Source organism: Rhizobium sp. NLR22b (assembly GCF_019685295.1).
Lineage (GTDB): Bacteria > Pseudomonadota > Alphaproteobacteria > Rhizobiales > Rhizobiaceae > Rhizobium.
Map to the genome: position 1 here is coordinate 248,295 of NZ_JABDWM010000008.1, position 22,032 is coordinate 270,326.

The following is a 22,032-nucleotide window of genomic DNA, read 5'->3' on the forward strand; positions in this document are numbered from 1 at the left end:
GCAGATGCGGACAACTGTTTGCATGGGAAGCGAAACCGCTGGCTTGAGTTGCAGTCGATTCTCGAATAACGTTGACGTTAACGTCAAAAAATAACAGGAGGCTGACGATGAACGAAATTGTGACTGATATCGCCGATCGCGTGGGTATTTCCCCCGAGCAGGCGGAGAAGGCGCTCGGCATGATGCTCGGCTTCCTGCAGCGCGAGGCCGCCGACGGTCCGGTGGCGCGGATGATCGAGGCGATTCCTGGCGGGGCCGATCTCGTCGCCCAGTTCAATGGCGCAGGCGCCGGCGGCGGCGGCCTGCTTGGAGGGTTGATGAGCTCGCTCGGCGGCGGCGGCATCATGGGTCTCGGTCAGCAGCTGATGGGCCAGGGCCTCGGCATGGGCGAGATCACCTCGCTCGCCAAGGAAACCATCGCGATTGCCAAGCAATATGCCGGCGAAGAGGTCGTCGACGAAGTCGTCGCTTCCGTTCCGGGGCTCAGCCAGTTCGTCTGAGCGATGGCCGAACATAGGAGCCTCGCCGTATTCGCTGCGAGGCTTTTCTATTCGTCCGCGCCCGAAGGAGAGCCGCATGACCGTCTGGCGCCCGCCGCAGCAGATCAGGGTGAAAGTGATCGGCCTTGCCTGGCGAGAGAACCGGTTGCTCGCTGCAGAAGTGGAAGATGACAGCGGCCGCATCAAGGGCGTTCGCCCGCTCGGCGGCTCGATCGAATTCGGCGAGACACGCGAACAAGCCCTGCACCGCGAAATCCGGGAGGAGCTCGAGACGGATATCCGCATCGTCGGCCCCTGGCATCTTCTCGAAAACATCTTCGAACACCATGGCGCAATCGGCCACGAATTCATCTTCGCCGCCGATATCGAGTTGGCCGACAATGCCCTCTACGATCGTGACGAAATCCGCTATTCCGAGCTGGACGAGACGGCGGCGACGGCACGCTGGTTCGGCCGCGACATGCTGCGTGATGCCGGCCTCGATCTCTATCCGACAGGCCTCGAGAGGGTGCTGTCGCGCTGGCGTGATTGAGGCTTGGGGAGGTTTTTAATCTGCTCGCCAAACTTTGATCGCCCGGGCCTGCCCGATAGGGAACAAGGGGCGTAGAATGGCTGTTTCTGCCGCATTGCCGACATTAGAAGGAACAGCATCATGCGCAGGTTCATTGCAGCAACGTCGATCGCTCTCCTCAGCCTCTCCGGCCCGGTTCTTGCCCAATCGAACATGGGCATGGATGCCAGCGGCCGCTTTGACGGCACGCCGCCGCTCGGCACCGCGCCGGGCGCCGAGCCGCAGACCGGGCTGGTCATCCCGCTCGACTCGATCGAAACCGGCAGTGTCGATAACGGCGCTCCGAGCGGTCGCGTCGACTGGGCGCGCTGTCCGCCCCGCAAGGCCCGCGGAGCGCTTGCCACGCAAGGTGGCAATAGCGGCGCCTCCGTCAGCCCCGCATGCAGCCAAGGTCAATGATCCAGGCAGGCTCTATTTGCTGTTCTTGCCGTCGCGGTGCAGGATGACGCCGAGTTCATGCCATTTGAGTCCGTCGCGCTCGATGAGCGCGTCGGCGCAGGCCGGTCCCATGCTACCCGGCGCGTAAGCTTCGGGCGTGCTCGGGTCCTTGCTCCAGACGTCGAGGAAAGGCTGCACCGCCGCCCAGCCGGCCTCAATGCCGTCGGCGCGCTGGAATAGCGTCTGGTCGCCGATGAAGAGATCGTAGAGCAGCGATTCATAACCGGTGGTCTTGCCGATATCGAACTTGTCGGCATAGCGGAAGTCGAGCGACACTGGCGTCGTATCGACGGAAAGCCCGGGCGATTTGATCGAGATTTCCATGCTCATGCCCTCGTCCGGCTGCACCTGGATCACCAGCCGGTTGGGCGGCAGGCGGCGATCGACCTCGGTCTCGCGAAACTGCGCGAAGGGCACCGGCTGGAAGGTGATGACGATCTCGGTGTCGCGCGCCGTCATTGCCTTGCCGGTTCTGAGGTAGAAGGGCACACCCGCCCACCGCCAGGTATCGGCATAGAGCTTCAGTGCCACGAAAGTCTCGGTCCGGCTGTCGGGTGAGACGTCCTTGCTGTCGCGATAGGCCGGAAGCTCGACGCCGTTGAGCGGGCCGGCCGCATAGGCGCCGCGCACGCCATGCGTCTTTGCCTCCTCGGGCGTATAGATGCGCAGCGCCTTCAGCACCTTGCTCTTCTCGTTGCGGATCGCCTCGGCATCGAAGCTGTTCGGCGGCTCCATGGCGATCATCGCCAAGAGCTGGAACAGATGGTTCGGCACCATGTCGCGCAGCGCCCCCGTGGCATCGTAGAATTTGCCGCGGCTGCCGACATCGACGATCTCGGCGGCGGTGATCTGCACATGGTCGATATAGCGACTGTTCCATAGGGACTCGATGATCATGTTGGCGAAACGCGCCGTCATCAGGTTCTGCACCGTCTCCTTGCCGAGGAAATGATCGAGCCGGTAAACTTGGCTTTCGTCGATCTGCGCGAGGATCTGCGCATTGAGCGCCCGGGCAGAGGCGAGATCGGTCCCGAACGGCTTCTCGATGGCCACGCGGCGGAAGACGCCCTCGCTTTCATCGGTCAGCCCATGAGCGCCAAGCTTCTCGATGATCGTGCCGAAGAAGGATGGCGGCACCGCCAGATAGAAGGCGGCATTGGCGTTCGGCCCCAGCCGCTTGCCGATCTCGAGGAAAACATCCTCCTTGGTGAAATCGCCCGACATATAGGAAATCCGCCGGCGCAGGCTCTCCCAGGCCTCGTCCTTAACCGTCTGCTCCTCGCCGTTCAGATGCTCGAGGAAGGCATCGAGCCGGCCGCGCAGGAATTCGTCGTCACCCGTTTCGATGCCGATGCCGAGGATATTGAGATCCTCGCCGACGAGGCGCTGACGCGTCAGGTTGATGATCGCCGGCACCAGGAGTCGGCGCGTCAGATCGCCGGTGGCGCCGAAGATGACGAGGGTGACCGGCGGGGTAGGGGCAGCGTGCATGTCTCACCTCCGAGATTTTGCGGCCGACTATAATGCCTGCCGGTTTCGCCGCAACCTGGGCGGCGAGGGGTAACAGGCATTTGACAATATTTGGAGCGGGCAGGTGCTGTGGCCCGGTCGTATGCAAAAGGTGTGGCGATGTTACAGTTGGCGCTCAGCCCCAAGGCATGCTCAGTTGCGGGCGAGCGAAGCGTAGAACCAGTCGATGAAGACGCGGACGATTGGCGTTGCGTGAGCTTCGGTTCGGCAGGCCACATAGACCGCGTCGTTGGCCGGAACCGTAAGGTCGAACGGCGCGATCAGCTCGCCACGCGCGATCATGTGCGCGGTGGTGATGTTATCGCCGAGCGCAATGCCATGACCGTGTATGGCAGCCTCGATCGACAGGCGCGCGTCGCTCATCATGTGTTGGCGTGCCGGCATCGCAACCCCGGCCGCGGTGAGCCAGGTGTTCCACTCATTGCCGCGATCAGCGTGCAGGAGCATATGGTCACGCAAATCGCGCAGGGAGCGTAGCGGGCGCCGGTTCATGAGGGCTGGGCTGACGACAGGGAAGAGCTCCATCCGGCTCCAGAGGCGCGACCAATAATTGGGCCAGTTGCCGCCGCCGTAAAGAATGCACAGGTCGACATTCGGGGAGCTCAGATTGTTCGGGTCGTTCGAGGCGCGCAAGTCAAGCAGGATGTCGGGGTACTGATCGGTGAACTCCTGTAGCCGCGGAATCAGCCAGAGTGACAGCACTGCCGCAACACAAGTCACTCGCAGCGTGCCGCCGGTCGCGGGCCGGGTCATCGCCGCCTTCGCTGCAGCGATATCCGAAAATGCATTGGAGACGACCGGCATCAACAACGCGCCCTGACTTGTCAGCTTCAGCCATTTGCCGCCGCGCTCGAACAGGCGCACGCCAAGCGACTCCTCCAATGTGCGTATCTGATGGCTGATCGCACCGTGCGTGACATTCAATTCGCGGCCCGCGGCGGAAACCGATCCATGGCGGGCAGTGGCCTCGAAGGCGCGTAGCGGGTTGAGGGGCGGAAGACGGCTGGTCATGGCGACAACCTGTGAGAAAAATTCGCATGAAACCGTATATTAATATCAATTGATTTTCCAGTGAGCTTGCCGTTCAATCAGTGGAAGAAGCCATCGGCCCCTGCCGCAGAGCTGCAGCCGAGGACCGACCTGCTACCCTGATCGCAGCATCGTAACCGTTAGGATGGCCGTCATGTCCTGGAATGAAACCAAGCTTTCCGAACTCCGAACCAGGTATGGCGACAGCCACGGCGGTGAGTTGCACGATCCTGAGTTCCGCAGGGTGGCCGAGAAGATCTTCAACAAGAGCGGCACCCGCCTTGCGCCCTATTCGGGCATTCCGACATTCCTCTCCGCCCCGCTCATGCAGATCGACAACGACAACCCGGATTTCGGGGACTTGCAGGTGGCGCTCCTCGGCGTGCCGATGGATCTGGGGGTAACGAACCGCCCGGGCTCGCGCTTCGGGCCGCGGGCGCTGCGCGCCATAGAGCGGATCGGGCCCTACAATCATGTGCTGGGCTGCGCGCCGGTTCAGGAACTGCGCGTGGCAGACATTGGCGACGTGGCGTTTCAGAGCCGGTACAGGTTGGAATTGTCGCACGAGGATATCGAAAAACGCGTGGCGCAGATCGTGGCGGCAGGCGTGCTGCCACTCTCGGTAGGCGGCGACCACTCGATCACCCATCCGATTCTGCGGGCCGTCGGCAAGGAGCGGCCAGTCGGCATGATTCATATTGACGCCCACTGCGACACCGGCGGTGCTTACGATCTGACCAAATTTCACCATGGCGGCCCATTCCGCAACGCGGTGCTGGACGGTGTGCTCGATCCGACGCGCGTGATTCAGATCGGCATTCGTGGCTCGGCCGAATATCTCTGGGAGTTTTCTTATGCCTCGGGCATGACGGTGATCCATGCCGAGGAGATCTCGGCGATGGGCATCCCTGCGATCATCGAAAAGGCCAAGGCCATCATCGGCGACGGGCCGACCTATCTTTCCTTCGACATCGACAGCCTCGATCCGTCTTTCGCGCCGGGCACGGGCACGCCGGAGATTGGCGGCTTCACCACCCGCGAGGCGCTGGAGCTTGTCCGCGGCTTCAAGGGCGTGAACCTGGTCGGCGGCGATGTCGTCGAGGTCGCGCCGCAGTATGACGCCACCACCAACACGGCCCATGCCGGCGCGCAGGTGCTGTTCGAGATATTGAGCCTGATGGCGTTCAGCCCGGCAATCCGCCGCGCCGCCTGATGGCCTTGGCCGCAGCTCAAGGCGGCCCGGAATGACAAGAAGGCTGCAAAGGCCTCGAATAAACTGAAAGAGGGTAGCGGCGGTGCCGCATCGTTGAGGAGAAAGATCATGACGAAGTTGACAATGAACCGCCGCACCGTGCTCGGTGTCGGCATAGGTGCTGGTGTAGCCATGTTGGCGATGCCCAATGTGCTGCGCGCTCAAGCCAAGTCGCTGAAGGTCGGTGTTTATGGCGGCTACTTCAAGAACTCGTTCGACAAGAACATCTTTCCGGAGTTCACCAAGGCGACCGGCATCGCGGTCGAATCCGTCGCAGAGCCGACCGGCGAGGCCTGGCTGGTGCAGATGCAGCAGGCAGCCCAAGCAGGTCAGGCGCCGGCTGACGTTTCGATGATGTCGCAGGTGGCGATGCGCAAGGGTCAGGCCATAGAGCTCTGGGCTCCGCTCGACCTCGCCAAGATCAAGAATTCCAGCAACCTGCTCGAGCGCTTCATCAACAAATACCCGGATGGCCGCGTCGCCGGGATCGGCGCGGTCTCATGGTTCATCACCCTGGTCACCAACACCGATGTTTACAAGGAAGCGCCGGCCAGCTGGACAGCGCTTTGGGACCCGGCCAATGCCGACAAGCTCGGCCTGCTGGCGCTCGTCTCCAACTCCTTCCTGCTCGACGTGACGGCAAAGACCTATTTCGGCGGCGCCCAGGCGCTCGACACTGAGGAGAACATCCTCAAGGTGTTCGCCAAGCTGGCCGAGCTGAAGCCGAATGTCCGCCTGTGGTATCGCGACGAAGCGCAGTTCGAGCAGGCGCTGAAGTCGGGTGAGATCCCGATGGGACAATATTACCACGACGTGACCGGCCTCGCCGCCGCGGACGGCCAGCCCGTTCGCTCGACCTTCCCGAAAGAGGGCGGCATTCAGGACGCAGGCTCGTGGGCGCTGTCGAAGGCGTCGCAAAAGACGGAAGAGGCCCATATCTTCATCGACTATATGTGCCAGCCGTCCATCCAAGCCGTGCTGTCACGCAAGGTAGGCACGTCGCCAACGGTCAAGCGCGAAACGACCGACCTGAACGAGAAGGAATTTGCGGCGGTTTCCTCCGACATCGAACCGATCATCCCGCACTACGACATGTACACCTCCAAGGCCGACTGGCTGAATGAGAAGTGGACGGAAATGATCGCCAGCTGAGACTAATCGTGCTTTCGCAGGCCTCGTTCGCAGGCCTGCCTTTCAGTTGGGAAGAGGCATATGTCGGGACTCACGCTTCAGAATATCGTCAAGGACTTCAGCGTCATTCGCGCCGTCGACAATGTCGACCTGACGGTGCCGCACGGGGCATTCGTCTGTCTGCTCGGCCCCTCCGGCTGCGGCAAGACGACCTTGCTGCGCATGATAGCAGGTCTCGATCTGCCGACCTCGGGCCGCATCACGCTCAACGGGAAAGACATCACCAGGACGCCGACGCACCAGCGCGAGCTTGGCATGGTGTTCCAGTCGCTGGCGCTGTTCCCGCACCTGACGGTTGGCGAGAATATCGCCTATCCACTGCGCATTCGCGGCCGTCCGAAAGACGAACAGGCGAAGCGCGTCGAAGAGCTGTTGGCGATGATCTATTTGCCGGGCTACGCTGATCGCGCCGTGTCGAAACTTTCCGGTGGCCAGCGGCAGCGCGTCGCAATCGCAAGGGCACTGGCGATTTCTCCGAAACTCTTTCTGCTCGACGAGCCGCTGTCGGCGCTTGATGCGAAGCTGCGCGAAGCCATGCAGGTGGAGCTTCGCCAGCTTCATCAGAGGCTCGGCATCACCACGATCGCCGTCACGCATGACCAGCGCGAGGCGATGACCATGGCCGATACGGTTGTGGTCATGAACGGCGGTCAGATCCGCCAGGCAGCGTCGCCGACCGAGATTTATCGTAGACCGGCAGACAGCTTCGTCGCGGATTTCATTGGCCAGACAAACCTGGTCGAGGCCAGGCGGGAGGGCGGCGCGGTCAGCATATTGGGGCAGCCGGTCGCGGCCCTGTCGCTGTCGGCAGGGATCGAGCGCGCCACACTCTCAATCCGGCCGGAAGACGTGCGCCTGGGCCCGCCCGAGGCCGGCGCACTGACGGGCGAGGTCACCTTTGTGCGCGATCTCGGCGGCGTCGTCGAAACCTTTGTCAATGTCGGCGGTCAGCAGTTCATTGCGGTCTCGACGCCGCGCGAGCGCCCTGACGTGGCGGTGGGCCAGACGGTGGGCATTGCGCTCACCGACAGGGACTGTGTGGTGCTCGAGCAATGAGACGCGAAGCCCCGCAGACGCTTGGCGACTATGCCCCGCTAGCCTTCCCGGCGATCATGCTGATCGTCTTCTTCGTCGTGCCTTTCGGCACGATGATTTCCGTCAGCTTCTTCAAACGCCAGCAGGGCGGCTTCTACACGCCGGATTTCGTCTTCGACAATTATGTCCGCTTCCTCTCAGCCTTCTTCGGCGGAGTGCTCAGCTTTTCCCTGCTCCTCGCGGTCGCGGTGGCCGCGACCTGTGTCGTTCTGGCCCTGCCTTTCACATATCTGCTGATCCGCATGAAGCGGAGCACCCAGGTGGCCTGGTTGGTCGCACTTCTTTCGATCCTGTCCCTGTCTGAGGTCATCATCGGTTTCGCCTGGTCGACGCTGTTTTCGCGCACGGCCGGCATCACCAACCTGTTTGTATGGCTCGGCCTCATGCAGCAGGCCGTCGCCCTGACGCCGAGCATCGGGGCCGTTGTCACAGGCATGGTCTATCAGGCCTTCCCCTACACGGTCCTGGTCCTCTACCCCGCGCTGGTGCGGCTTGATCCGACGCTTTCGGAGGCCGCGCGCACGCTCGGCGCTTCGCCGGTCAAGGCCTTCTTCACGGTTGTCGTGCCAGCGCTGCGCGATACGATCGTCGCCACGCTGATCATGGTCTTCATTTTCGCGCTCGGATCCTATCTGTTGCCGCAACTGCTCGGCCGCCCGCAGCACTGGACGCTTTCCGTGCACATTACCGACCAGGCGATCTATCAATCGAATATGCCCTTCGCGGCTGCCATGGCGGTTTTCCTGGTGTTGGTCACACTGGCCCTTGTAGCGCTCACCTTGCTCGTTGGCCGCCACGGAGGGGCGAGCAAATGACCATTCTCCGCAACGTTCTTTTCGTGATTGTCGGACTGTTTCTCGCTTTGCCGCTGATCGTCGTCGCCGGCGTCTCGGTCAACGCAAGGCAGAGCCTCACCTTCCCGCCGCAAGGTTTCTCGCTCGGCTGGTACGGTCAGATATTTCTCGACATGGAATGGCGCAATGCGCTGATCGCGTCGCTTCTGCTGGCGCTCTCGTCGGCGGCGCTGGCAGTGCTGATCGCCCTGCCGCTCGCCTGGTTCCTCTGGCGCCGCTACGCGCCCTGGGCCAATATCTTCCAGTTGCTCGGCGTGGCGCCCTTTACCTTGCCACCGGTCATCACGGCGCTCGGCCTGCTGACTTTCTGGGCCACGACCGGATTCTACGGGCAACCCTGGACGGCGATGATCGGCCACGCCATCTTCTTCGTCACGCTGCCGCTGGTGACCATTTCGCTCGGCTTTTCGGCGATCGACCGCTCGCTGGTAGAGGCCGCCTCGACCCTGGGAGGCGACGACCGCACGGTGTTCCGAACCGTCGTTCTGCCACTGATCTCGCCGTACATCGTATCGGGCTACGCGTTTGCCTTTGTTCTGTCGCTTAACGAATACATCGTTGCCTACATGACGGTCGGTTTCACGCTGGAAACGCTGCCGATCAAGATCTTCAATTCGCTGCGTTACGGCTACACGCCGACCATGGCGGCGGTGACGATCCTGTTCGTGGCGACGGCAGCGATTGTCTTCAGTCTGGTCGCGCGCTTCGGCCACCTGCCGAAACTGCTTGGCGCGATGACGTCCAACGAGCCCTGATCGAAGCAACCAGTCCCGCCAGGGAACGCCAGGACGATCAGCCGTTCCTTCCTCCTGAACATCGAAGCACCCGAGATGGACCTAGCGCTAGAACGACGTTTTCCCTGCGTCGCCGACATGAAAAAGGCCGCGCAAAGACGCATGCCGCGTTTCGCCTGGGACTACCTCGTCGGCGGACTCGGGCGCGAAGCTTCCGTGCGGCGCAATCTGGCGGCCCTGGAAGAGGTGGTGCTTATGCCGAGCTACCTCGCCGACGCCGACGAGCCCGATACTGGCGCAAGCCTGTTCGGCCATCGTTTCGACGCGCCATTTGCCGTCGCGCCGCTTGGGTTGGCCGGCCTCCTGTGGCCCGGGTCCGAGCTGCCGCTCGCACAGGCTGCCAGGCAGCATAACCTTCCCTATATCCTGAGCACTTTCGCCAACACCTCGCTTGAGACGATCCGTCCTGCAGGCGGTCATCACACTTGGTTCCAGTTCTATCCACCGAACGATCCCGCCATGGAAGACGACATGGTGGATCGGGCGCGCAGAGCGGGCTACGACGTTCTTGTCGTGACTGTCGACATTCCAGCGTCCGCCCGGCGCGAGCGCGACATCCGCAATGGTTTGACCATTCCGCCGGTCTTGACTTTTCAACGATCACGCAGGTGGCGATGCGGCCGTCATGGGCAATGGGCATTCTGCAAAACGGGGTTCCCGACTTCGCCAATCTCTCGCCTTACTACCCGAAGGGCTCGAGCCTTGCCGCAGCGGCCCAATTTGTCGGCAGGGTGATGACGGGTCACGTCACCCGCGAGCGCTTCAAGAAAATCCGAGACGCGTGGCCAGGCAAGATCCTGGTCAAGGGTGTGCTTCACCCCGAAGAAGCGGAGGAATATATGTCCTTGGGCGGCGATGGTCTGATCCTCTCAAATCATGGGGGACGGCAACTCGACGCCGCGCTGTCTGCGGCGGAGGTCATCGGTGAAATCCGCGCACGACTTGGCCCCAAGACCCTGCTGCTCGCAGACGGCGGTGTGCGCTCCGGCCTCGATATCGCCCGGATGCTGGCGCTCGGCGCCGATTTTGTCCTGATCGGCCGCCCATTCCTGTTTGCTTCCGCCGCCATCGGGCGTCGCGGCGGCGATCATTTGATGAACGTCCTGAAAGCCGAACTGACGGCAACGATGGCGCAACTGGGCTGCAGGACGGTCGAAGACTTGCCAGCGAGCCGGTGGCGGCCGAAAGGCGGGGCGGCGAAAGAACTTGATCTCGGATGGAGAATTGCGTGACTGAAGCCGTTACGATGAGCATCGAAGCCCTGCAAAATCGAATCGTTGCGATCTTCGAGCGCGCAGGATTGAACAAGGTGCAGGCGGCGGCTTTGGGCCATGTCATCGTGGCCGGCGAGCGCGATGCCTGCAAATCGCACGGAATTTACCGCATCGAGGGGGCGTTGCGCACGGTGAAGGCGGGCAAGGTGAAGCCCGATGCCGCTCCTGTCCTTGCGCCGGATGACGGCAGCGCGATCGTCAGGGTCGACGCGCAGGGCGGTTTCGCCAGTGCGGCGTTTGAACTCGGCGTACCCGTACTCGCGGAACGCGCCAGGCGGCTTGGTATCGCCGCCATGGTCATCAACGATTGCTCGCACTTCTCGGCCCTATGGCCCGAGGTCGAGGCACTGACCGCGCACGGCCTTGCAGCATTGGTGATGTGCCCGAGCTATGCGACGGTTGCCCCATCCGGAGGCAGCAAGCCTCTGCTCGGTACCAATCCATTCGCCTTCGGCTGGCCTCGCAAAGACCAACCGCCCTACGTGTTCGATTTTGCCACGTCGGTGGCGGCGCGCGGTGAGATTGAACTGCACCGCCGCGCTGGCAAGCAACTGCCGGAAGGTTGGGCGATCGACGCTGCCGGCAATCCCACCACTGACCCGGTTGCCGCGCTCGAAGGCGCAATGATGCCTTTTGGCGGCCACAAGGGGTCCGCCATCGCCACCATGATAGAGCTGCTCGCCGGCATCATGATCGGCGATCTTACCAGCCCCGAGGTTCTAGACTATCTCGGAACGACGACCTTGGCGCCGTTCCATGGCGAACTGATCATTGCAATGTCACCCGAAACCTTCGCCAGGGGCCGCCCCGGCGATCCGTTCGCGCGCGCCGAAATCCTCTTCGAAACGATCGTCGGACAAGGCGCTCGGCTGCCATCGCAGCGCCGCTTCGCCGCGCGCATGAAATCGGAAGCTGAAGGGATCAGCCTGACTGCAGCCGAACTCGCCCAACTGGACGCGCTGCTGGCTGGCGGGCTGGCCGCCGTTAAATAAAGCACGTCGTTCGGAAATGTGCAGCGGTTTCGGGGCAACGACAGATCCACCGACGCCGGAACCTCATGTGCAATCCCTGCGGACTGTGAGCGCAAGAGTGCGAAGAGCATGCCGGGCGCAGCCGGTCATTTCTTCACCGCCACCATGAAAAGCCGTGGAAATCTGAGCAGCACCCGCCCGTCCGCCAGCTTAGGATGGGTTTGTTCGACCCGCGCGAGGTAATCGGTGAGGAATGCCTCGCGATGCTCTGCGCCGGCACGGGCGAGATAGGGCATCAGCCCGGTTCCCTTGACCCATTCGACGATCGCTGCCGCATCGGCCATCGGGTGATTGTAGATGGTGTGCCAGATATCGACGCGCGAGGCCTTGGCGATCAGCCTGTTGTAATAGGCCGACGGCGCGGGCAGGGGCCTGCGGCGCACGCTCTTTGCCTCGAATGCAACTTTCCAGGGGCCGCCATGGGCAGTTTCTTCCATCGCCAGATGTGAGGGTTCACCGAGATTGTCGGGCATCTGCACGGCAAGAACGCCGCCTTCGGCAAGCCCGTCCATCAGCCGCTCGAAAATGTCGAGGTGATCGGGCAGCCACTGGAAGACGGCATTGGCAAAGAGCAGGTCGGCGGGCTCCGTCGGCTGCCAGCTGCCAAGATCCGCCTCGACGAAGGCGGTGCCGGGAAGCCGCTTGCGGGCCGTCTCCAGCATGTTGATGTCGCTGTCGAGGCCGGAGACGCCGGCAGCCCCATAACGCTTGATGATGAGTTCGGTCGAATTGCCCGGCCCGCAGCCGAGGTCGACGGCGCGGCGAAGGTTCTGCAGCGGCACCTGCGCCAGAAGATCGCGCGCCGGCCGCGTGCGCTCGTCCTCGAACTTCACATACTGGCTGGCGGACCATGCCATGGCGATACCTCCTGATGTCGGGCCACGTCTTCCTGTGGCGGATGCGAATCGTGTCGTTGTTGCGCCCGTCGAGCTCAGTCGCGAACTTCAGACACAAGGATCTTGTCCACGCGCCTGCCGTCGAGATCGACGACCTCGAAGCGCCACCCATCCCTTGTGAAGCTCTCCCCCAATTCCGGCAGATGTTTCAGCTCCTCCAACACCAGGCCGGCCACGGTCTGATATTCGAGATCGTCGTCGAGCTTGAGGTTCAGGAACTCGGCGAATTCATCGATCGGCGCCCAGCCGGAGACGAGATAGGAACCATCGTCTCGGCGAGCGATCGCCTGCTCCTCGACCGGCCCCTCCTGGAGCGCGCCCATGATCGCTTCCAGAATGTCGCCGGACGAGACAATCCCTTCGAAATGGCCGTATTCGTCAAACACCAGCACCATGTGAACAGGCGATTTCCTGATCGCCTCAATCACGCTGGTCGCGGTTGCAAGGTCTGAAACGACCGGGACGTCCTGCGTCAGAGCCTTGATATCGGCGCTGCCGTGTTCGGACATCGAATCGTAGAAGTCCTTCACCGGAAGGATGCCGATCACCTCGTCCGAACTGCCTTTGCGAACCGGCAATCGAGACCGCTTCGTCCGGTGCAGCTGCGCCCGGATTTCATCGAGGCTGTCGTCGATATCGATAATTTCGACGTCCCGTCGCGGCGTCATCAGCGCCCGGGCGGTGCGGTCCGCCAGCCGCATGACGCCCGAGATCATCGCGGACTCCTCGCTTTCGATGACGCCCGCCGATTGCGCCTCGGCCAGAACCGTCTTGATCTCTTCGTCAGAGACGTTGTCGCCCACTTTTCCTGTCTGGCCCAGCAGCTTGAGCACAAGATTTCCCGAGGCGTTCAGAAGCCAGACGAGAGGCAGCGCAATCTTTGAAAGCAGCGCCATGGCGGGTGCGACCCTCGCCGCAACCGCTTCGGGTTCCCGCAATGCGATCTGCTTTGGAACAAGTTCGCCGACGATCAGGGAAAGATAGGTGATGGCCACGACGACGAAACCGACGCCGATGGCGTCGGCAGCCGTCGATGACATCCCCTGCGCCTCCAGCCATGTCGTCAGGCGACCGCCGAGTGTTGCGCCTGAGAAAGCGCCGGAGAGAACACCGACAAGCGTGATGCCGATCTGAACCGTGGAGAGAAAGCGACCGGGGTTTTCGGCAAGTTTGATGGCTTGAGCTGCACCTTTGCTCCCATTTTCGGAGAGAACCTTCAGGCGGGCCGTTCGAGAAGACACGACGGCGAGCTCAGACATGGCGAGCACACCATTCAAGATGGTGAGAAACGCCACAATTCCAATTTCCAGAAACACAGGGACCCTATTCGTTGAGGTTTTGATGCCGCATAAGGCGAGGCGGCGGAAGCTTCGCAGAGACGCTATATATGCGCATCACCCATCGGCAAAGCTTTCTGTGAGCTCGGCTGGATGCAAGGCCAGGCAGACTTCGTCACACTGTCTACGACAGGCGCCAGCATCTTCTGCGGCGGCTTTCCGGTTTGAGCGGGCGGAGCGTGTACTGGATGGGTCGCTATCAGGCATGGCGCAATTTTGGCGGTGAAACAGGCCCGGCGCAAGAGGCGCTGGGCGAATTCCTTATAGCGCCTTGATGTGACAGTTTCGAAAAACGGCGACAAGGATGCCTTCTTGCTGGGAGTTTCAGGGAAATTCGCATTCATGCGTGATGCCGAGCCGAACGCTCCGGCATCACGCGCGCGAATGTCACGCCGCCAGAATGGTGATCCCATAAGCATTGGCAGTGGCCGTCATCCGGGCGATGGTCTCAGGCGAGGGGGCCTTCAGCGGCTCGCTCGTGCCTTCCGCTTCGATGAACTCAGCCATCTCCCGATCGACGATGGCCGAAAAGACTGCGGGGACGGTCCCGCGGTTGGCATAGCCGTGCACCACGAAAGGCGGAATCGTGACGATGTCGCCAGCACCTGCTTCGATCTCTTCAGGGCCGCTGTCGGTCAGCCGCCAGATCGTCAAACGGCCCTCGAGAATGCGGAAGACTTCCGGGCTTGCATGCGCATGTCTAGGCGTCCGGCTGCCTGATGGCACGGTGACGTCGAAAATGTTGAACCAGGTTCCGCGGAGCCGAAGCCGCCGCTCGATCCGGTCGCCGAGCACGAAATATCGCTTCGTGTTTTCGGCAGGTAATTTCACAAACGAGTTGGACATCATGTCTCTTTCTTCTTCTTGACGAGGCTTTTCTTGCAGGCGCCTTCTTGCCGGCGCAGCCGTTAGACCTTTGCGCCGCCTTTGACAACCGCTTCTGTTGCAGGGGGCAAGATCGCTGGATGGCTTCGGCACGGGATGGACCTGATGAAGCGTCGCGGCCGATATCGGTGCGGCGAGCCCTTTCCGCAAGGTCCCCGATCCAGGGCGGCCTGCGTGAAAATGACACGGGCTCGGCCGGCTCGTCGAGCACGTGCAAGGGCTCATCATGTAATTGGGCCAATCCAGCAATGTCATTGCTTCTAAGGCAGCGCCCTCGACGGTGAGGCCAGCCGGAATATCGTTTGGCGTGAAGTTTCGACAAAACCCACCGTGAGTAAGCCCGCTGCCTTCATGATGAAAAGCACCTTCACAAAGTCCTGCCGGTCGGCCGGCGCCATTCCCTCAAGATCGTATCACTCATCAAGCCACGCCCGCACACCGTCTTGTCGCCCGCTCGGATCAAGCTCCTGACCCAGCGTGTCGATTTCGGCCGATCCTGTTCGATTAAGACGGAGCGCCGTGAGCCAGTCAAAGGAGAGACAAGTATGGCTGCCACTATGTATTCCGAGCAAGTCGAACTACAGTCGCCGCGCTTCAGTGCGGTGGGCACTTTGCAAGCCGTTTGGATGCTGCTGGAACATCAGCGAAGGTACCGTCGGAGCTTGAGCGAACTCTCGCGGTTTGACTCTCGGCTGCTCCGTGACATCGGATTGGCGCCCCCAGAGTCTCCACTGGAAAGATCGGAGAATGACCTCTCCACCCAGACGATCAGAGTGCTGGAACCAGAATCCGTCCACGATGTCTGACGCCGTCGCCCTCTTCCGGTAGTCGGCGCGTGAAAGTGCCGGCGAGACGGCATGCGGCCGTTCTCATGTATCCTCTTCTTCGGCACTGTGAGGCACCGGTCACGCAGAGCAGCAAGCCGCTCTCACCGGAAAGCGCAACTGGCAGCATTTTTTTGCTCTTTGTCGATTCGCGGTATCCAAATGCGACCAGATCGGCAGCACCATGGAGGAACCGATGCGCTACCTTTGTCTCTTCTACATCGATCAAACACTTGCTGATGCCGCCAGCAAGGAGGAATGGGCCGAGATCGACCGGGAGTCCTTGGCTTCCAATGAAGAACTCCGACGATCAGGCCACTATATCGCCTCCAATGCTCTTGCCGACCCAAAGACCGCAAAGACATTGCGGGTTCGGGCCGGCAAGGCAAGTTGGACCGACGGGCCCTTCGCAGAGACCAAGGAGCATCTGGGTGGCTTCCTGCTCATCGAAGCGAAGAACATTGCGGAGGTAATGGAGATCGCGGTGCGGGACCCGCTCGCTCGGATGGGGGCGATCGAGGTGCGCGAGACCGCCGGCTTTTAGATTTGAGGTGTCCCGGCTAATGCCGTCGGCCATGCGCTCGACGTTCTGATTAGGGTCACAAGAATCCTTTTCGCCGGATTGTTCACGCTATTGACGAGACACGCCCTGAAGAGCCGGGTGGAGATCACTCAGGTAATCGAGAGCAACATGACGTCAGCGGAGGAAAACACTGCAGCTATACCTACACGTCGAAATTTGTCGGCAAGACAATCATGTCCCGGATCGTGACGTTTCGCGGGCGGGTCAGCATGAAGATGATGGCATCGGAGACCTCTGAGGGCTCGATAAGACTCCCACTGGCTTTTGCCTTCTCGAGGTTTTCCGCGGGCCAATCGGCCAGCAGAGCGGAAACGACCGGGCCGGGCGAGACCTGGCTGACCCTGATGCCGTGGTTCTTCAACTGCCGGCGCATGATCTGGACGAAACTGGTAATCGCCCATTTGGAGCTGGAATAAACCGGCTCCCACTGGATCGGCGCATGGCCGGCTACGGAGCAAGTCACCAAAATGTCCCCGGTCCCGCGCTCGATCATATGCGGAGCGATGTCGCGGACGTTCTTCATGACGGCGTTCACGTTGAGATTCAGCATCCGATCAATTGTCGCGGTATCGGTATCGATAAGATCCCCGCCAATGTAGGACCCTGCATTGCAGTGCAGGATGTCGAGATGATCGACCTTTGCCAGGATTTCCGGCACCATGGCCGCGCAACTTGCGGCGTCCAGAAGATCGGTGACCTGCATGACTACGGCGTCGCCGAACTCGGCAGCGTATGTTTCCAGCGCCTGTCTGTTGTAGTCGACCATCACGACCTTGGCGCCGGCGTCGACCAGGGCACGGGTCGTCGCCAGCCCGATACCGGAAGCTGCGCCGGTTACCGCAGCGATCTTTCCTTCGAGTGATTTAGTCATCGTCTTGTCTCGCTCTTGGTTTTCAGACAGCAAGGAAGCCGCCATCGACTGGCAGGACTGCGCCACTGATCATGACTGCGTCCTTTGAAATAAGCAGGGCGATCGAGCGTGCGACGTCGTCGACCTCTGCAAAGCGCCCCATCGGGTGGCGAACAATCATCGGGTTACGTTTGGAAGGCTCGGACCACGCCTTCGCCGCAAGCTCCGTCATGGTAACCGTAGGCGCCACTGCATTGACCCGGATTCCATAGGCGCCGAGTTCCTTGGCCATGACACGTGTCGCGCCTTCCAGTCCCGCCTTTGAAGCGGCGTAAGCCACGTGATCCACGAAACCACGATGTCCGGCGATCGAGGTCACATTCACGATCGTACCGCCGCCGCCGTTCGAAATGCGAGCCCGCGCGAACTCCTGCGCACAAATCAGCGCGGCCCGCAGGTTGATGCCGAGGACCTGCTCATAGCCCTCCTCCGTCATATCGATGACGCTTTCAAGCACGTTGGTTCCCGCGCAATTGATCAGCGCGTCTGCCAGTCCCGCCTTCTTCATGGCGGCGCGTGCTGCTGCATTGTCGGCGAGATTGACCGATATTACCGTCGCGCCGAACTTTGCCGCAAGATCATCCAGATCGGCCTGCGTACGCGACAAGGCGACGATTCGGGCGCCGCGGTGGGTGAGCAGTTCAACGCAGGCGCGACCAATACCCTTGCCGGCACCGGTGATGATGACCGTTTTTCCTGTAAAGTCCGACATGGTTGATCCTTCCGATGCCTGTTGCTCAGAACGGGAGTCTTTGCTCGGTTTGCTTGTCGAACACATGAGCCGCGGCAGGATCGAGCCGTATCCTGTCGCCCGGCTTCAGCGCGTGGCGCTCGCGAAAGGCGCACAAGACCCGCTTGCCCGCCAACTGGGCTGCCAGCAGAATTTCGGCCCCCGTCGGTTCGATCAACTCGACAGTTGCCGGTACGCCCGCATCGCCGTTCGACAGCATCCACTGGTCAGGACGTACCCCGTATATCACCTCCTGGCCGTGACTCGCCCGCGTGCCTTGTGGAAGGGGAAGGGCCGACCCTTCAGCCAGCCGCGCTGAGTTCGAAGAGAGATCGATTGTGGCCGGTAGCATGTTCATCGCCGGGGATCCGATGAAGCCGGCGACAAAGGTATTTGCCGGCCTGTCGTAAAGCTCCAGTGGCGCACCGATCTGCTCCACCTTGCCGTCGCGAAGCACTACAATGCGGTCCGCCATTGTCATGGCTTCAATCTGGTCATGCGTGACATACACGGAAGTCGCGCCGAGGCGCTGGTGAAGAGTTTTGATCTCCGAACGCATATCTACGCGCAACGCGGCGTCCAGGTTTGACAGCGGCTCGTCAAAGAAGAACGCCTTTGGGCGGCGAACCATCGCGCGCCCCATGGCAACACGCTGCCGCTGGCCTCCGGAGAGCGCCTTCGGATATCGGTCGAGATAGGGCGTAAGCCGCAACATCTCGGCAGCCTTGTCGACCTTGACGTTGCGATCCGCAAGGTTCTCGCCGCGCAATTTCAGTGCGAAGGCCATGTTCTCCCGAACGGTCATGTGCGGATAGAGCGCGTAGTTCTGGAAAACCATCGCCACGTCACGGTCCTTGGCGGCGATGTTGTCGACGCGATGTCCGCCAAGCTTGATCGTGCCGCCGGTGATCTCCTCAAGGCCGGCAAGCGACCGCAACAGCGTGGATTTGCCGCAACCGGAGGGACCGACCAGCACGACGAACTCACCGTCGGCTATGTCGAACGAGATGTTGCGCAGCGCGTGATAGGAGCCGTAATGCTTGTCGACCTGGTCGAGCTCGATCGTCGCCATGTGTCAATCCTCAGTCAGTTGTGGCGGCATGGCCGCCGATCAATCGGGACGGGTCCACGGGCAGTTTCACCATGAGGTGTATCCTGCATCCGCAACGACGATGCTGCCGGTCATCAGGCTGGCGGCATCGCACGACATGCGCGCCCGCTTCCGATAAGGCATCAGCGCAGGCATAGCCGATGTTGGGCCCCGCGCCGGTGACGACCGCCACTCTTCCACTGAGATCCAGCTTCCGCAGGTACATGCTACTTCCCAAGCTCGATCTGGATCTTGACGGAGGACGGCTTCGGTCGCACGGCGTAATCGAACGCTTCGACAGAATCCTCGAAAGCGTAGGTATCGGTGATAAGCGCATCGACATTGATCTGGTTCGATCCCAATAGCGCGACGATGCGCGGGTAGACATGGGCGTAGCGGAACACGTGTTCGATGCGCAGTTCCTTGGTCTGGGCGATGACGACATCGAGCGGGACCGGCTTCAGGGGCATGCCGACGAGGACGATGGCGCCGCCGGGGCAAGCATGGTGCGCCGTGTCTGCGATCACTTCGGCCGCGCCGGAACATTCGAAGACGACATCGACGCCCCAGCCGTCGGTTTCGCGGGCTATGACACTCTTCAGGTCCTGCGAGCGTACGTTGACGGTCATGATGGCAGGGCCGAGCTTGCGCGCCACGGCAAGTTTTTCGTCGACAACGTCGGTAACGATAACTCTGGCGCAGCCAGCCGACAGCGCCGCGATCGCTGTCACCATGCCGATCGGCCCGGCACCCGTGACCAGCGCGATCGCACCGGGCGTCAGCCTCGCCTTGGAGACTGCTTGAAAGCCTACAGCCAACGGCTCGACCATAGCGCCAGCGGCGTAGGAGACGTTGTTCGGAAGCTTAAAGGTGAAGGCCGCCGGGTGGACCACGCTCGGTCTCAGTACGCCATGCACCGGCGGCGTCGCCCAGAAGCGCACCGCGGGATCGAGATTGTAGAGACCCAGTCGCGACGCGCGACTTTGAGGATCGGGAATGCCGGGCTCCATGCAAACGCGGTCGCCGACTTTCAAGTTCTGCACCCTGCTGCCGACCTCTTCGATGATGCCGGCGGCTTCGTGGCCGAGGATCATCGGCTCGCGCACAACGAAAGGGCCGATCGCGCCGTGAGTGTAATAGTGAACGTCGGATCCGCAGACGCCAACGGTTTTGATGGCGATGCGCACGTCGGTGGGACCGAGCGCCTCCTTCGGGTCCAGGTCGCGAATGCGCAGTTCGTCTTTGCGTTCGAGGACGAGTGATCTCATGTCTTCAGCCCTTTCGGATAATGAACACGGCCAGCGCCAGGCAGAGCACCGTCGCCACCCATAGGGGCAACACGCCCTCAAGGAAGCGCATCCATAGAAGATGCACCAGGATCAGGATCACGACGGAGATGAAGCCCCTGTCGAAGCCGTTGGTTCGGATAGGCAGGAACCCGTCGCGTTGGGTTTTCTGGGGTTGAACGCCAGCCATCTTCTTACCCTTTCAACGCGCCGAACGTGAGGCCGGTCACGATGTGTTTCTGGACGAAGCCGAGCACGATTAGGGCCGGAAGCGTGGTCAGGAACGCCATCGCTGCCATCTCGCCCCAGTTCGTTCCGGTGACCGAGACATATTCAGCGAGCGCTGTCGTCACGGTCCTGGCGTTAGCCGAGGACGTTAGGGTCGCTGCGAACAGGTACTCGTTCCAGGCGAAAATCCAGGTCAGGATGAAGGTGACGGCCAACCCCGGCCGCGCCAGCGGCAGGATGACGTTGGACAGCACCTGGCCGGTTGTCGCACCATCGACCCGCGCCGCTTCGTCAAGCTCCAGCGGAATCCCGTCGAGCATGCCCTTCAAGAGCCAGACGGCGAAGGGCAGGTTGAAGACGCAATAAAGCAGGATCAGGCCAGTCTTCGTATCGAACAGCATGAAATCGCCGAACACGAACCACTTGGTGAAGAGCAGGAAGAGCGGCAGCAGAAACACGGCTGGCGGCGCCATGCGGTTGGTGATCAGCCAGAAAAACACATTGTCACCGCCGCCGATTTTGTAACGCGACAGCCCGAACGCCGCGAGCAGGCCGAGCGCGCACACCAGCGCTGCGTTCGATGTCGCCACGATCAGCGAATTCCAGAGATACTGCAGGAATGTCGAGCTGTTCAGCACCGCCAGAAAATTGTTCCAGTAAAGATCGTCGATGAGGAACGACTTCGAATAGAGCTTCACGCGGGGGCGCATCGAAACGACCAGCATCCACCAGACCGGAAGCAGCGTCAGAATGGTCAGGCATATCCAAAGGACGAACGAGGCTATACCGGAGCGTTTCATTGTGCGCCTCCCTTGCGGCCGGTCATGGCGACGAACAGCAGCCAGCTCAGAACGATCGTGACGTAAAGCGTCAGTAGCGACATGGCCGCACCGTAGCCGTAATCGGTCTTCGGAAAGACGTTGATCCAGATATGAAGGCCGATGAACCGGGTGGCCTCAGCCGGACCACCCTTTGTCAGCATCCAGATTTCGTCGACCGAGCGCAGCGCGTCCATCAGCCGGATGAAGACGGTTGTCAGCAGCACCGGCTTCAACATCGGAACGATCACGTACCAGAAAATCTGCAGCTTGTTGCCGCCGTCGATCTGCGCCTGTTCGAGCGGTTCTTTCGGCAAGGCGGTCAGTCCCGCCATGAGCGACAGCGTGACGAACGGCGTCCAGTGCCACAGGTCCATGATGATCGCCGTGGCGAAGGCGTGATAGGCATTGGTCGAGATGTTGTAGTCGATGCCGAACCACAGTTTCAGGTAATAGGGCACGATGCCGAAGCCGGGAACGCAAAGCAGCCGCCAGGTAGCGCCGACTGCAATGGGCGCGACAACGATCGGCAGTGTGTGGATCGTGCGAAAGAACTGCCGGCCCCACAGCCGGTCTGCCATCAGCGCGCGGGCCAGGACATAGCCTAACAACAGCTCGCTCACAACGACGACGAATGCGAAGACCAGCGTGCGCGCAAGCGAGTTCAGGAATGTCGTGTCAAAAACCAGGCTGCGATAATTCTGCAGGCCTGCCCAGCGCAGGGTGGGGTCGACTGCGTTGGTGTTCCAGTCGAAGAAGCCGACATAGAGAATGTAGATGAAGGGAACAAACCCGACAACGAACAGAATTAGCGTGGCTGGTGCTAGAAACAGCCATCCGATGTTGGATTGTCTCATCCTGCGCTCCGTCAGATCGTCCTTGACAC

General features: G+C 61.4%; 23 protein-coding genes and 2 pseudogenes. 12 read left to right on the forward strand and 13 right to left on the reverse strand.

The genetic code is table 11. From position 1 onward, the window contains the following. The first annotated feature begins 107 nt into the window (after positions 1 to 107). The 3 genes from HJC00_RS15625 (at position 108) to HJC00_RS15635 (ending at position 1,470) form a co-directional block, all read left to right on the forward strand. Positions 108 to 500, forward strand: coding sequence for a hypothetical protein (locus HJC00_RS15625; RefSeq protein ID WP_221155500.1), 393 nt, complete (start codon positions 108 to 110; stop codon positions 498 to 500). Between the two features lie 76 nt (positions 501 to 576). Next, positions 577 to 1,032, forward strand: coding sequence for an NUDIX hydrolase (locus HJC00_RS15630; protein ID WP_221146838.1), 456 nt, complete (start codon positions 577 to 579; stop codon positions 1,030 to 1,032). Positions 1,033 to 1,152: 120 nt separating this feature from the next. Beyond that, the gene (locus tag HJC00_RS15635) at positions 1,153 to 1,470 is read left to right on the forward strand and encodes a hypothetical protein (RefSeq protein WP_210628663.1); all 318 of its coding nucleotides are present in this window, start codon (positions 1,153 to 1,155) and stop codon (positions 1,468 to 1,470) included. A gap of 12 nt (positions 1,471 to 1,482) precedes the next feature. Here HJC00_RS15635 and zwf read toward each other — a convergent pair whose 3' ends face one another. Together zwf and HJC00_RS15645 are read right to left on the reverse strand one after the other, a co-directional pair. Further along, positions 1,483 to 3,000: a glucose-6-phosphate dehydrogenase gene (gene zwf / locus HJC00_RS15640; protein ID WP_221155508.1), complete on the reverse strand. Its 1,518-nt coding sequence runs from the start codon at positions 2,998 to 3,000 to the stop codon at positions 1,483 to 1,485. 171 nt (positions 3,001 to 3,171) lie between these two features. Continuing rightward, the gene (locus HJC00_RS15645) at positions 3,172 to 4,050 is read right to left on the reverse strand and encodes a LysR substrate-binding domain-containing protein (RefSeq protein WP_210628661.1); all 879 of its coding nucleotides are present in this window, start codon (positions 4,048 to 4,050) and stop codon (positions 3,172 to 3,174) included. Positions 4,051 to 4,222: 172 nt separating this feature from the next. Between HJC00_RS15645 and speB the strand changes: the two genes are divergently transcribed. From speB to HJC00_RS15685, 7 genes and pseudogenes are all read left to right on the forward strand, one after another. After that, positions 4,223 to 5,281 (forward strand): agmatinase, encoded by a 1,059-nt coding sequence (gene speB / locus HJC00_RS15650; protein WP_221164325.1) that lies wholly within the window; start codon positions 4,223 to 4,225, stop codon positions 5,279 to 5,281. A 108-nt stretch (positions 5,282 to 5,389) separates the two neighbouring features. Beyond that, positions 5,390 to 6,472 carry a PotD/PotF family extracellular solute-binding protein gene (locus HJC00_RS15655; protein ID WP_210628659.1) on the forward strand — a complete coding sequence of 361 codons (1,083 nt, stop codon included), beginning with the start codon at positions 5,390 to 5,392 and terminating at the stop codon, positions 6,470 to 6,472. Positions 6,473 to 6,532: 60 nt separating this feature from the next. Then, on the forward strand, positions 6,533 to 7,567 hold the full coding sequence (locus HJC00_RS15660) for an ABC transporter ATP-binding protein (protein ID WP_210628658.1): 1,035 nt from the start codon (positions 6,533 to 6,535) through the stop codon (positions 7,565 to 7,567). Next, positions 7,564 to 8,421 carry an ABC transporter permease gene (locus HJC00_RS15665; RefSeq protein ID WP_210628657.1) on the forward strand — a complete coding sequence of 286 codons (858 nt, stop codon included), beginning with the start codon at positions 7,564 to 7,566 and terminating at the stop codon, positions 8,419 to 8,421. Before HJC00_RS15660 ends, HJC00_RS15665 begins: the two co-directional genes overlap by 4 nt. Then, positions 8,418 to 9,215: an ABC transporter permease gene (locus tag HJC00_RS15670; RefSeq protein ID WP_221164326.1), complete on the forward strand. Its 798-nt coding sequence runs from the start codon at positions 8,418 to 8,420 to the stop codon at positions 9,213 to 9,215. Before HJC00_RS15665 ends, HJC00_RS15670 begins: the two co-directional genes overlap by 4 nt. A gap of 141 nt (positions 9,216 to 9,356) precedes the next feature. Next, positions 9,357 to 10,486, forward strand: a pseudogene (locus HJC00_RS32595) (alpha-hydroxy acid oxidase). A gap of 14 nt (positions 10,487 to 10,500) precedes the next feature. Further along, entirely contained in the window at positions 10,501 to 11,520 is a 1,020-nt protein-coding gene (locus HJC00_RS15685; RefSeq protein ID WP_259669915.1) for an Ldh family oxidoreductase, read from the forward strand. Positions 11,521 to 11,645: 125 nt separating this feature from the next. On the opposite strand, the gene tam is transcribed toward HJC00_RS15685, so the two are convergent. The 3 genes from tam to HJC00_RS15700 form a co-directional block, all read right to left on the reverse strand. Then, positions 11,646 to 12,416, reverse strand: a complete 771-nt coding sequence (gene tam, locus HJC00_RS15690) for a trans-aconitate 2-methyltransferase (protein ID WP_221164328.1) — start codon at positions 12,414 to 12,416, stop codon at positions 11,646 to 11,648. Between the two features lie 74 nt (positions 12,417 to 12,490). Continuing rightward, positions 12,491 to 13,771 carry a hemolysin family protein gene (locus HJC00_RS15695; protein ID WP_210628652.1) on the reverse strand — a complete coding sequence of 427 codons (1,281 nt, stop codon included), beginning with the start codon at positions 13,769 to 13,771 and terminating at the stop codon, positions 12,491 to 12,493. A 408-nt stretch (positions 13,772 to 14,179) separates the two neighbouring features. Beyond that, the gene (locus tag HJC00_RS15700) at positions 14,180 to 14,641 is read right to left on the reverse strand and encodes a cupin domain-containing protein (RefSeq protein ID WP_210628651.1); all 462 of its coding nucleotides are present in this window, start codon (positions 14,639 to 14,641) and stop codon (positions 14,180 to 14,182) included. 662 nt (positions 14,642 to 15,303) lie between these two features. Here HJC00_RS15700 and HJC00_RS33145 point away from each other — a divergent pair. Both HJC00_RS33145 and HJC00_RS15710 read left to right on the forward strand, forming a co-directional pair. Then, positions 15,304 to 15,483 carry a DUF1127 domain-containing protein gene (locus HJC00_RS33145; RefSeq protein ID WP_405048793.1) on the forward strand — a complete coding sequence of 60 codons (180 nt, stop codon included), beginning with the start codon at positions 15,304 to 15,306 and terminating at the stop codon, positions 15,481 to 15,483. Between the two features lie 214 nt (positions 15,484 to 15,697). Next, positions 15,698 to 16,045 (forward strand): YciI family protein, encoded by a 348-nt coding sequence (locus tag HJC00_RS15710; protein WP_221146847.1) that lies wholly within the window; start codon positions 15,698 to 15,700, stop codon positions 16,043 to 16,045. 181 nt (positions 16,046 to 16,226) lie between these two features. Here the strand turns inward: HJC00_RS15710 and HJC00_RS15715 are convergent, their stop codons facing one another. The 8 genes and pseudogenes from HJC00_RS15715 to HJC00_RS15745 form a co-directional block, all read right to left on the reverse strand. Then, a complete protein-coding gene (locus tag HJC00_RS15715) occupies positions 16,227 to 16,955 on the reverse strand; it encodes an SDR family oxidoreductase (protein WP_210628648.1) in 729 nt (242 codons plus the stop codon). Between the two features lie 22 nt (positions 16,956 to 16,977). After that, on the reverse strand, positions 16,978 to 17,706 hold the full coding sequence (locus HJC00_RS15720; protein ID WP_221164329.1) for an SDR family oxidoreductase: 729 nt from the start codon (positions 17,704 to 17,706) through the stop codon (positions 16,978 to 16,980). Between the two features lie 25 nt (positions 17,707 to 17,731). Beyond that, positions 17,732 to 18,796, reverse strand: coding sequence for an ABC transporter ATP-binding protein (locus HJC00_RS15725; RefSeq protein WP_221164330.1), 1,065 nt, complete (start codon positions 18,794 to 18,796; stop codon positions 17,732 to 17,734). A 130-nt stretch (positions 18,797 to 18,926) separates the two neighbouring features. After that, positions 18,927 to 19,040: pseudogene (locus HJC00_RS32600) on the reverse strand (3-oxoacyl-ACP reductase); the annotation flags it as partial. A 1-nt stretch (position 19,041) separates the two neighbouring features. Further along, positions 19,042 to 20,082, reverse strand: coding sequence for an NAD(P)-dependent alcohol dehydrogenase (locus HJC00_RS15730; protein ID WP_207241064.1), 1,041 nt, complete (start codon positions 20,080 to 20,082; stop codon positions 19,042 to 19,044). Between the two features lie 4 nt (positions 20,083 to 20,086). Further along, on the reverse strand, positions 20,087 to 20,290 hold the full coding sequence (locus HJC00_RS15735; protein WP_207241065.1) for a DUF2160 family membrane protein: 204 nt from the start codon (positions 20,288 to 20,290) through the stop codon (positions 20,087 to 20,089). A gap of 4 nt (positions 20,291 to 20,294) precedes the next feature. Further along, positions 20,295 to 21,128 (reverse strand): carbohydrate ABC transporter permease, encoded by an 834-nt coding sequence (locus HJC00_RS15740; RefSeq protein ID WP_210628645.1) that lies wholly within the window; start codon positions 21,126 to 21,128, stop codon positions 20,295 to 20,297. Next, positions 21,125 to 22,003, reverse strand: coding sequence for a carbohydrate ABC transporter permease (locus HJC00_RS15745; protein WP_097591494.1), 879 nt, complete (start codon positions 22,001 to 22,003; stop codon positions 21,125 to 21,127). Before HJC00_RS15745 ends, HJC00_RS15740 begins: the two co-directional genes overlap by 4 nt. Between the last annotated feature and the right edge of the window lie 29 nt (positions 22,004 to 22,032).

Excerpts from the sequence above, each read along its gene's own strand:
- HJC00_RS15685 (WP_259669915.1), top strand. The coding sequence starts at position 10,501 with ATGAGCATCGAAGCCCTGCAAAATCGAATCGTTGCGATCTTCGAGCGC.
- HJC00_RS15700 (WP_210628651.1), bottom strand. The coding sequence starts at position 14,641 with ATGATGTCCAACTCGTTTGTGAAATTACCTGCCGAAAACACGAAGCGA.
- speB (WP_221164325.1), top strand. The coding sequence starts at position 4,223 with ATGTCCTGGAATGAAACCAAGCTTTCCGAACTCCGAACCAGGTATGGC.
- HJC00_RS15625 (WP_221155500.1), top strand. The coding sequence starts at position 108 with ATGAACGAAATTGTGACTGATATCGCCGATCGCGTGGGTATTTCCCCC.
- HJC00_RS15745 (WP_097591494.1), bottom strand. The coding sequence starts at position 22,003 with ATGAGACAATCCAACATCGGATGGCTGTTTCTAGCACCAGCCACGCTA.
- HJC00_RS15740 (WP_210628645.1), bottom strand. The coding sequence starts at position 21,128 with ATGAAACGCTCCGGTATAGCCTCGTTCGTCCTTTGGATATGCCTGACC.
- HJC00_RS33145 (WP_405048793.1), top strand. The coding sequence starts at position 15,304 with ATGCTGCTGGAACATCAGCGAAGGTACCGTCGGAGCTTGAGCGAACTC.
- HJC00_RS15635 (WP_210628663.1), top strand. The coding sequence starts at position 1,153 with ATGCGCAGGTTCATTGCAGCAACGTCGATCGCTCTCCTCAGCCTCTCC.
- HJC00_RS15645 (WP_210628661.1), bottom strand. The coding sequence starts at position 4,050 with ATGACCAGCCGTCTTCCGCCCCTCAACCCGCTACGCGCCTTCGAGGCC.
- HJC00_RS15660 (WP_210628658.1), top strand. The coding sequence starts at position 6,533 with ATGTCGGGACTCACGCTTCAGAATATCGTCAAGGACTTCAGCGTCATT.
- zwf (WP_221155508.1), bottom strand. The coding sequence starts at position 3,000 with ATGCACGCTGCCCCTACCCCGCCGGTCACCCTCGTCATCTTCGGCGCC.
- HJC00_RS15655 (WP_210628659.1), top strand. The coding sequence starts at position 5,390 with ATGACGAAGTTGACAATGAACCGCCGCACCGTGCTCGGTGTCGGCATA.
- HJC00_RS15715 (WP_210628648.1), bottom strand. The coding sequence starts at position 16,955 with ATGACTAAATCACTCGAAGGAAAGATCGCTGCGGTAACCGGCGCAGCT.
- HJC00_RS15710 (WP_221146847.1), top strand. The coding sequence starts at position 15,698 with ATGCGCTACCTTTGTCTCTTCTACATCGATCAAACACTTGCTGATGCC.
- HJC00_RS15735 (WP_207241065.1), bottom strand. The coding sequence starts at position 20,290 with ATGGCTGGCGTTCAACCCCAGAAAACCCAACGCGACGGGTTCCTGCCT.
- tam (WP_221164328.1), bottom strand. The coding sequence starts at position 12,416 with ATGGCATGGTCCGCCAGCCAGTATGTGAAGTTCGAGGACGAGCGCACG.
- HJC00_RS15630 (WP_221146838.1), top strand. The coding sequence starts at position 577 with ATGACCGTCTGGCGCCCGCCGCAGCAGATCAGGGTGAAAGTGATCGGC.
- HJC00_RS15725 (WP_221164330.1), bottom strand. The coding sequence starts at position 18,796 with ATGGCGACGATCGAGCTCGACCAGGTCGACAAGCATTACGGCTCCTAT.
- HJC00_RS15665 (WP_210628657.1), top strand. The coding sequence starts at position 7,564 with ATGAGACGCGAAGCCCCGCAGACGCTTGGCGACTATGCCCCGCTAGCC.
- HJC00_RS15720 (WP_221164329.1), bottom strand. The coding sequence starts at position 17,706 with ATGTCGGACTTTACAGGAAAAACGGTCATCATCACCGGTGCCGGCAAG.
- HJC00_RS15730 (WP_207241064.1), bottom strand. The coding sequence starts at position 20,082 with ATGAGATCACTCGTCCTCGAACGCAAAGACGAACTGCGCATTCGCGAC.
- HJC00_RS15670 (WP_221164326.1), top strand. The coding sequence starts at position 8,418 with ATGACCATTCTCCGCAACGTTCTTTTCGTGATTGTCGGACTGTTTCTC.